Annotated in this window: 7 protein-coding genes; 5 read left to right on the plus strand and 2 right to left on the minus strand. The window is 53.9% G+C overall.

Features of this window, described 5'->3' with window-relative positions:
- Positions 1-26 precede the first annotated feature (26 nt).
- Positions 27-1,232, plus strand: coding sequence for an MFS transporter (locus HB675_RS22650; protein ID WP_213881379.1), 1,206 nt, complete (start codon positions 27-29; stop codon positions 1,230-1,232).
- Between the two features lie 285 nt (positions 1,233-1,517).
- Here HB675_RS22650 and HB675_RS22655 read toward each other — a convergent pair whose 3' ends face one another.
- Positions 1,518-2,000 (minus strand): cupin domain-containing protein, encoded by a 483-nt coding sequence (locus HB675_RS22655; RefSeq protein WP_213881380.1) that lies wholly within the window; start codon positions 1,998-2,000, stop codon positions 1,518-1,520.
- Positions 2,001-2,268: 268 nt separating this feature from the next.
- Between HB675_RS22655 and HB675_RS22660 the strand changes: the two genes are divergently transcribed.
- From HB675_RS22660 to HB675_RS22670, 3 genes are read left to right on the plus strand one after another with little or no spacing between them, the layout of a single operon-like run.
- Entirely contained in the window at positions 2,269-3,522 is a 1,254-nt protein-coding gene (locus HB675_RS22660) for a site-specific integrase (protein WP_213881381.1), read from the plus strand.
- Positions 3,523-3,533: 11 nt separating this feature from the next.
- Positions 3,534-5,054 (plus strand): tyrosine-type recombinase/integrase, encoded by a 1,521-nt coding sequence (locus tag HB675_RS22665; RefSeq protein WP_213881382.1) that lies wholly within the window; start codon positions 3,534-3,536, stop codon positions 5,052-5,054.
- The gene (locus tag HB675_RS22670; RefSeq protein ID WP_213881383.1) at positions 5,041-7,155 is read left to right on the plus strand and encodes a hypothetical protein; all 2,115 of its coding nucleotides are present in this window, start codon (positions 5,041-5,043) and stop codon (positions 7,153-7,155) included. Before HB675_RS22665 ends, HB675_RS22670 begins: the two co-directional genes overlap by 14 nt.
- Positions 7,156-7,636: 481 nt before the next feature.
- Here the strand turns inward: HB675_RS22670 and HB675_RS22675 are convergent, their stop codons facing one another.
- Positions 7,637-7,906 (minus strand): helix-turn-helix transcriptional regulator, encoded by a 270-nt coding sequence (locus HB675_RS22675; protein WP_213881384.1) that lies wholly within the window; start codon positions 7,904-7,906, stop codon positions 7,637-7,639.
- Positions 7,907-7,989: 83 nt separating this feature from the next.
- Between HB675_RS22675 and HB675_RS22680 the strand changes: the two genes are divergently transcribed.
- Positions 7,990-8,421, plus strand: a complete 432-nt coding sequence (locus tag HB675_RS22680; RefSeq protein ID WP_213881385.1) for a hypothetical protein — start codon at positions 7,990-7,992, stop codon at positions 8,419-8,421.
- Positions 8,422-8,572: the final 151 nt, after the last annotated feature.

Below are 8,572 nucleotides of genomic sequence, written 5' to 3' on the forward strand. Positions count from 1 at the left end.
GAACAGTATATTAGTAGGGGTAGCGAATGGACAAGAATCAGCAACAGGGAGCCAGGCTTCCGCTGGGGGCCTTGCTGGCACTGGCAATGACGGGGTTTATCTGCATCGTCACCGAGACCTTGCCGGCCGGTTTGCTGCCCGAGATCGGCAGTGGTCTACACCTCTCGGCAGCGCTGGCGGGGCAGACGGTCACGGTGTATGCATTGGGCTCGCTGCTAGCGGCCATTCCGCTGGCCATTGCCACGCAAAGCTGGCGCCGCAGGACGGTGTTGCTGATGACGGTGTTCGGCTTCCTGGTCTTCAACTCCATCACGGCGCTGTCCTCTCAATATTGGCTGATCCTGGTGGCGCGGTTCTTCGCCGGGGTCTCGGCGGGGCTGGCCTGGAGCCTGATAGCCGGCTACGCGCGGCGTATGGTGACGCCACCATTGCAGGGGCGTGCCTTGGCGGTAGCGATGGTGGGCACGCCCATCGCGTTGTCGCTGGGGGTGCCGTTAGGCACATGGCTAGGTGGTTACATGGGATGGCGCCTGGTCTTTGGGTTGATGTCGGCGCTGACCTTGGCGTTGATCGCCTGGGTGCTGATCAAAGTACCGGACTACCCCGGCCAGAGCGCTTCGCAGCGCATGGCATTGCGGCAGGTGTTTGTCACACCCGGCGTGCGCTCGGTGCTGGCCGTGGTGTTTACCTGGATGCTGGCCCACAACATTCTCTACACCTACGTCGCGCCCTTCGTTGCCAGGGCGGGGCTGACCCGGCAGGTGGACAGGGTCTTGCTCGCCTTCGGTATCGCAGCGCTGGTCGGGATCTGGCTCACGGGGCGTCTCGTTGATCGGCACCTGCGCACAGCAGTATTGGTGAGCCTTGCCACATTTGCCGCGGTGGCCATTTTCTTCGGGGTGTTCGCCAGCTCCGCCGTGGCGATCTACGTGGGCGTGTTCATCTGGGGGCTGACCTTTGGCGGGGCGGCAACGCTGCTGCAGACGGCACTGGCAGACGCCGCCGGGAAGGGTGCGGACGTGGCGCTGTCGATGAACGTGGTGGTGTGGAACAGTGCGATTGCCGGCGGAGGCCTGCTGGGTGGGGTGCTGCTTGAGCATTGGGGGGTCAATGCTTTTCCGGGGGTATTGCTGGTGTTACTGGTGACCAGTCTGGCCATTGCGTTTCGGGCTCGGGCGCATGGGTTTGTGCAGGGGCAGCGGCATGGTGCGGCGGGAGTGGTGGAGCATTGAGCGCGGCACCGCGGTTTGTGCTGGCGGTGTAAACGCCGACGTTGCAAACTCAAGAAACTTTAAGAGGCCCACGAGTATTGAAAGTTAACTCAATTAAATAGTCATTTAGTTGAGTTAACCCTGCCGAGTAGGCTCATGAGTTCAGGGAGGAGGCTACTTTCTATACGCGAGCCCGGTTTTTTTACAAATCGGGGGTTTGGCTCAGAAAAGGTTAACTCATGAGGTGGACTCAGGCTATTCAATACCCCGATGGTTTCGGTGGCTCCACACGGATTGGGCACTGACTCACTGATAAGGACGGCCGTCTTTATGGGTGAAATGCCATTGACCGTCCACACCCACAATGGCTTGGATGTCGTCCGACGGATAGCTCACGTTGTCCGACGGGCTGCGGTCACCCACTTCAAGGATGACACAGTCGGCATCCGAGCGGTTTTCCAAGTGGTGCGCCAGGCCGCCGGAAGGAAAGCCCGCAATCATGCCTGGCGCCAGTTGCACTGCCGAATCCCCGCGTAACAAGGTCGGATGGCCCTCCAGGATGTAAATGAACTCATCCTGCCGCGAATGCGCATGGTGAAGCGCCGAGAGGCTACCCGGTGGCAGACGGACCAGATTCACACCAAGGTTCTTGAGATGGAACAGATCGCCGAGTGGGTGTTTTTTTCGGCCTTGCATGCGGGATGCAAAAGGTTCGGGGTAATTGCTGGGGCGGATTCGTTCGGGGGCGTTGGATGCGAGGATTGGGTTGGGTTCTGTGGGGTCGCTCATCGTTACGGTCCTTGGTGATGGGCTTGTGTTCGTGACTGGGTGATCCTAGCGGTTTTTGGGGTGCGGCTCTGTGATTCTGCTGAGGGGTGGCTGGTGTGTGGATTTGTATGGGTTCGTATAATGTATATTATGTTAAACGAGGTGCTATGTTGGAAATGTTCATGAGCCTTGTAAGCCACTGATTGGACAAACCCGCTTAAGACGTCCAACCTCTCGAAGGGCCATGTCCTTCGTGTTCATGACGAGCCCTTGAATGAGGTTGCAGCCGATGAAGCTGATTCAATCCCGATTTTCTTCAGGTCAGCGTGTACCGCTGCTCGTGCAAGCTGGTGACGAAGCTCCGTTGCCCATACTCGTTCCGTTCATCTACGTCCAACTCAAACTCAGGCGCCGCGCCTACAACACGGCTGCAGCACATCTACGCGCGATACAAGCGTTCTACGCCTATGCCGAAACTCGAGGCCTGGATGTCGATGAGGCAATCTTGGCGTGCCAGTTCGAGTCGATTCTGGCTTTGCTGGACGGTTACGCAATCTGGCTCCAAAGCGGACGTCAAGCCGACAACCTGATCGCCCGAATCGGCAAAGCTGAATCGGCACCTTTTCCGCAGATCGATCCGCGTACTCGTGACCAATACCTGCGGCTGTTGAAGCAATACCTGTCCTGGTGTGTCTCCCGGTACATTCCGCGTGTTCGTCAAAACTCAACCTCCCTAATTAGCATCGAGGTTGCATTTGCAGATGTTGCCGACGTCATTGAACGGCGCTTCGAGAGCCATATCATCAATCTTCGCCCCGACCGCACTCGCTACCGCAGCCTGACGGATACCCAGCTTCAGATCGTTCGTGCACTGATTCGCCCGGACGCCACGGAGAATCCGTTTCCGGAACGATTGCAGTTGCGCAATTGGTTGATGATTGAATTGCTGCTGGAGACTGGTATCCGCCGCGGAGAGCTTTTGAAGCTCTACACCACCGATATCAATCAGGGTTCACAGCATGCCTATGTCAGCGTCAACGATCGCGAACATGATCCAGGTGACCCGCGCGCTGAAGAGCCTGCGCTGAAAACGCACGGACGAACCGTAGGTATCTCCGCACAATTGTATGAGGTCTATGAGCGTTATATCCAAAGCGAACGCCGCCCTGTACGTTACGGCAAACCGATGAAATTGCCGTACCGCTATTTGTTCATCTCTGATCGGGGCCGTCCGCTGTCGATTCGCGCGTTGTCGAACGTTTTTGACCGGCTATTTCTGACCATTGAACTGGCTCATTCGGGATTGTTGCCTACACTCTGCGCGCATGACTTTCGCCACACTTTTGCCGACCGCTTTTTGGCTTACCTGGTCGAGCAGCGTGGGTACGACCTCGAGCGGGCTACGGACGAACTTCGACGAGTCTGCGGTTGGTCTGAGACTTCGGCGATGCCACGCCGTTATGCCAGTCGATATCTCGCCGAGTCGGCGAACCTCCACAACGCCCAGCGTGCCTCGGCAGCCTGGAGCCGGATTGACAGCTAAGGAGGTTCGCCATGACCAAATCAGCCGATCAAGAACACGCTTCACCCTCCTCCTCTTTTCCGGCCTACGTGTTCGAGGGCCCTGCTCTGGTTGCGATTCGAACTCGCACTAATGACCAGCCACGATACGTTGATACGCGGATGACAGTGTGGACGTGGTACGACGGTGGAGTAGCACTGAAAATTGACTGGGCCGCGCTTGACTTAACTCCAGAGTTTAATGAAATAGCCAAGGGCTTTATGGCATTTGCTTTGGAAAAATATGCTCCGCAGACAGCCTTCATGTTTGTAAGATCTCTCGTCTATTTATCAAGAACTGCGCTCGGCCGTCACTTCCCTTGGAATTATAATAATTTAATCACTGAATTAGATGATTTGAAGAAATTTAGGCAGCATCTAATTGGATTCCGCAGGCTTTATCGCTGGGCAGTTGACAGAGGGATTAAAGGTTTCGATTCAAGTATCTACCTTAAAATCAAGGACGTGAAATCAGATCGAGTTGACCCGTATGCACGAATTTTTCTCTCGCAGTCTGGCTTGGATTTAGATGAGGAAGTTCGGTTGCTCAAGCGCATTGAACGAGAAGTGTCACCTGATTCTTGGCAAGAAGCTCAGCTTAATATAATGCTTCACATGGGTTTCGAACTCGCACCACGCTCGATTCAATTCCATTCGCTTGACATCGCAGATTTTGAGTTTGTCGAAAGCGCAGATCATGAAAGGTATTACACCCTCTGGCTACCCATGGCCAAAAAAGTCGGTCAGCGCAGACCTGAACGACGGCCCCGTAAAATGACAACCCGGCTGGGGGAGAAAATCTCGCAGCATGTTTCGGAAATGCGATGCCGCTTTGGCGATGACTGCGAACCATTGTTTATAAGTCTTAACGGAACACGCATGTCGGTAACCGAAATCATTACGGGCCTCAAACGCGAACTGTGTGAAGCCGGGATAGACAAGGCAAACCAAGTAACGATGCTTCTGCGTCATCACCTAGGACAAGGATTGGCGGATCAAGGAACGCCCGCAGACATGATCGCCGAATTGCTCGGCCACAATAGCACGGTCGTGGCGCGTGCTTACGTAACGGCAACCCCCAACATTGCGCGGATCAAGGAGAAAGCGCTGGGTAAAAGCCCGGCTTATCAACGCATCATGCGCAGCTTATTAACTGGAGAAATCGTCCAGCGCCGCGATTCTGTTCCAGAAAGAGCCATACGCGGCGTCATTGATACGCAGTACATCGGGGACATCGGTGCCTGCGCCCTCCCGGTTCATACACACTGCCCCTACAACCCCGTATACGCCTGCTACACCTGCAAGAAATTTCACCCCTTTGCTGATGGCCGTCATGAGCAGGTGAAGGAGGCGCTCCAACGGGAGGCTCAACGTTTCATTGATATCGCAGAACAAGGCGGCGACCTCATTCACAACCGACCCCTCGTCCAACATCAGACAACCATTTTGGCGGTAAGCGCTACGATCGAACGCTGCCGGCAGCACACGGGGGATGTCGAAGATGACGCTGTCTAGAGCAAGGCAGAGCCTCGAAGATTTTATTGCGCAGGAACAAACGATTTTTCAGTCGCTACCAATTTCAACTCCGTGGCCGGTACCGGCGTGGAGTGTCGGAGATTGGCTGCCACAGCGGGATAATAAACACGCCCTCACCTTCGAAACTCACAGGCAAGCCCTCGAGAAGTCAGGCTATCCCGCCCCACCTAAAGGGCCTCTACCCTCCACATTCCAAGATTTTAGCAAGGCCTTGATTGTATATCTTCAACGTACCCGGAACCTGAAGCTATCAATGACGGTGGCATATAATATTGCCGCCCGACGGCTTTATAATCCGTTGTTTGAACGCGGTGTATCCGACCCCACAATGTTGACGCGAGGGGATTTCGACCGCGTTGCAGGCTTTCTGCGAGACAGTGGATACAAAAACTTCTATGACGCGATGTCCCATCTTCAAGTAATTGCAGATACGATTGATAAACTGCGGTTAACCGATATAGCCATCCACTTTCAGTACGATGCAAAGCCAGAAAAGCGTCGTCACGACTATGTTTCATTGCATGATCCTGACCGCACGGTAAAGCAACGTAAATCTGATGATCGGTTGCCATCTCGAGAGGCGATGGAGGCCTACGCCTTATGCTCGAACAACCCGTTTAACGAGGGCGAAGAAATCTTGTTGCGCGTCATCGATTTATTGATCGCGACTGGGCAAAGGGGTAATGAGGTATCAGTAATTCCCTTTGACTGCTGGGTCGAGAGGCCGATCAAAGGAGTGGCGGGTGAGGTGGTTATAGATGTCAATGGCAGGCCGCTGGTTGAATGCGGCATCAGGTACTTTGCGGAAAAGCAATTTCAGTCACGTGTTCATTGGTTCGCTGAACGCGACGTTCCAATAGCTAGGCGCGCAGTTGAACGGTTGAAAGAATTAACCACAGAGCAGCGAGAAGTCGCCGCGTGGCAAGAGTGTCACCCAGGGTGTATTTGGAGCTATCCTCCCCGAGCCGTGATCCCCGAAACCACTGTTTTGGAGTGGCTAGGTTTTAGCGAAGGGAAAAGTGCGAAGAGAAATCTGTATCTTTTCCTAACACGCAACGGTATTTATCCGGTCGATGATGAACCCAGTGAGAAGCGTGGGAAATTATTGAATCGTCGTTACGTAGCGGGTGATATTGAACGTTTAATCCTTCTAAAACTTCGTGGGCACGAAGCACTAGTGGAGATCGTCGACGGTAAGCGTCGTACTTTACTCAGAACCAGCGAAGTACTGGCCATCGCTTTTGACGGTCAATTTCGTTTTGGAGGTCGTGATGCGAATATACTCCGAGTGATTCCTCGGCGTGCAACCCTGGTGGATATTAATCGTGCGCTGGGTCATGACGTAAAATATCCGTCCATTTTTTCGCGCCGTTCGTTGACCGAGGCTGATGGAACCCCAATCCGGCTAACAAGTCACCAGCCTCGACATTGGCGGAACACGATTTATCACCTAGCGGGCATGAGCGATGTTCAGCAAGCATTGGCTTTAGGTCGTAAGCGTATTGACCAAAATGTTTACTATCAGCATACGACCATTGAGGAAGATTCCGCCGAACATCAGGAATACTTGGAGTTCAATAGTTATAGCGAGCGCATTGATTTCCTACATACAGGTATAAGAAAAAAAAGTATTCAGGGCGCTTTAACCGACAGCTACCATTCCCTACTGGAAAATAAAGGCGCGCCCACTGCAGAAGCGTTCCTCACCGTACACGCGACGGCGCTGCACGCCACACCGTTTGGCGGTTGCGTTCATGATTTCTCCCAAGCACCTTGCCCTAAACATCTTCAGTGCTGGAATGGTTGCTCGCACCTGCATCTGATGGGTACACCTTCGGAGCGGGCAAACCTTGAGCGCCAGGCGGAGAGTATGGTGAGGGTAATAACCATCATGCGCGACGCTGGAATTGGTGAGGCAGGTAGTGATGTTTGGTTGGCGGATCAGGAGGACAAGCTCAGAAACTTAAAATCCGTCCTCGCACGCGATACCAATGCAGGTGTGCATCGCGTGTTCCCAAACGGGACTCCAATGACGGTAGCAGACGCGGACAAACTACACAGCTCGGTTTCAGATGACTAGGGGCGACCATGACGCGACGACAGATATTGAGGGGCGGCACATTGGACGAGGCAATCGACACCCTCCTCGCCCAAATGGTTAGCCTAGGTTTGGAGCTCGCTCCAATTTCACGCCCCGAAGTGCAGCGTCGATTGGGTCTGACAAGCCGCGCGACTTTGGTAGGTGATCGTGGTCGGCGAATCGAGTCCGCTCGCGTCGCACAACTGAAGGAAAGCGGGAGAGATCCGGACGGTGCCCGCCGTCGGCGGACTTACGAAGAGCGCATAGCTCATTTGCAAGCGGAGAATGTCGCATTAGTTAGCCAACGTGACAGGCTCTACGAAGCCTTGTCCGAGATCGCGCACAGGTGCTTGTTGAAAGGCGTTGACGTAGAAGACGTGATGGACTGCTTTCGTAAGCGGTAGCCAGAGGTTTCCCTGCGCTTCCAGGTAGGGTCTGACCCATACATGGGCACCGCCCCAGAACATTAAAGATCGTCCTATCACCTGAGATCGCTACGGACCCGTTCAAAGATCTCTTCTAGGTTGATGTCTGGATCTTTCTCAAGATAGCAGGCGACAATCACGGAGACTGGATGCACGCCTATGGTGCTGGCAAGCGCGTCGACCTTCTCAACTGTTGCGCCTTTGATACCTCGTTCCAGCGAGCTTAAAAACGTACGGCTGCTGACCAGTGAAAAATCCTCTTGGGTCATCCCTCTTCTAATGCGCAAGGCTCGAAGCGCTGATCCAAAGGCTTTTTTGACTTCCATTTGCTCTACTCACAAATGAGAAGATAAAGCCTTTTTTGCACCCTATAGGGCTACGATCTATAGTGTTCATTTGGAGGAATTTTATGTTCAGAACCTACCAGCGGGATGCGGTGCTACTGACATCGAAGCTAGAGCCGGGCCTTCACCTGTGGCCACGTGTAGAGCAGATAATCCTGCAGCCATGGTTTTATGTCACTGCTCTGAGGCCTGGCGATCCCTGCTCGCGTCACATGCTAATGATTTCCGACGTGCAGGCGTTGGAGGACCTTAGCTTGGCCGGACCAGAGAGCGTGCAAATCGAATCTATTCTGTTGGCCACGCCGCCCGCTATGAATGGCGACAACAGATGGCTGATGGAGCCACTCCTAGAGATAGCGTACGTGCCGAAGTCGAAAAGCGGTGGCCGCCACTACCGATTCAGGGTTGAAGGAGAAACTGAATATGCCAGTTTTAACGACGTTGGATTAGAGGTTGAGCAAGGTTATGTCAGTAGAATTGTGTTCTCAGTAGGCTGATGCTGCCTTTCGGAACTCATTTTTCATGGTCACCGTAGGCTAACCGGCTCCCACTTACCTTTCAGATATCGGTTTCTGAATATCCTGATCGGAATCCAGGCTTGATCAATATTTGCAGATAAGGTGAGACGGTCGTAAGCGGATGGCGAAC

Origin of the sequence: Pseudomonas sp. dw_358 (genome assembly GCF_018449655.1) — a bacterium.
Taxonomy (GTDB): domain Bacteria; phylum Pseudomonadota; class Gammaproteobacteria; order Pseudomonadales; family Pseudomonadaceae; genus Aquipseudomonas.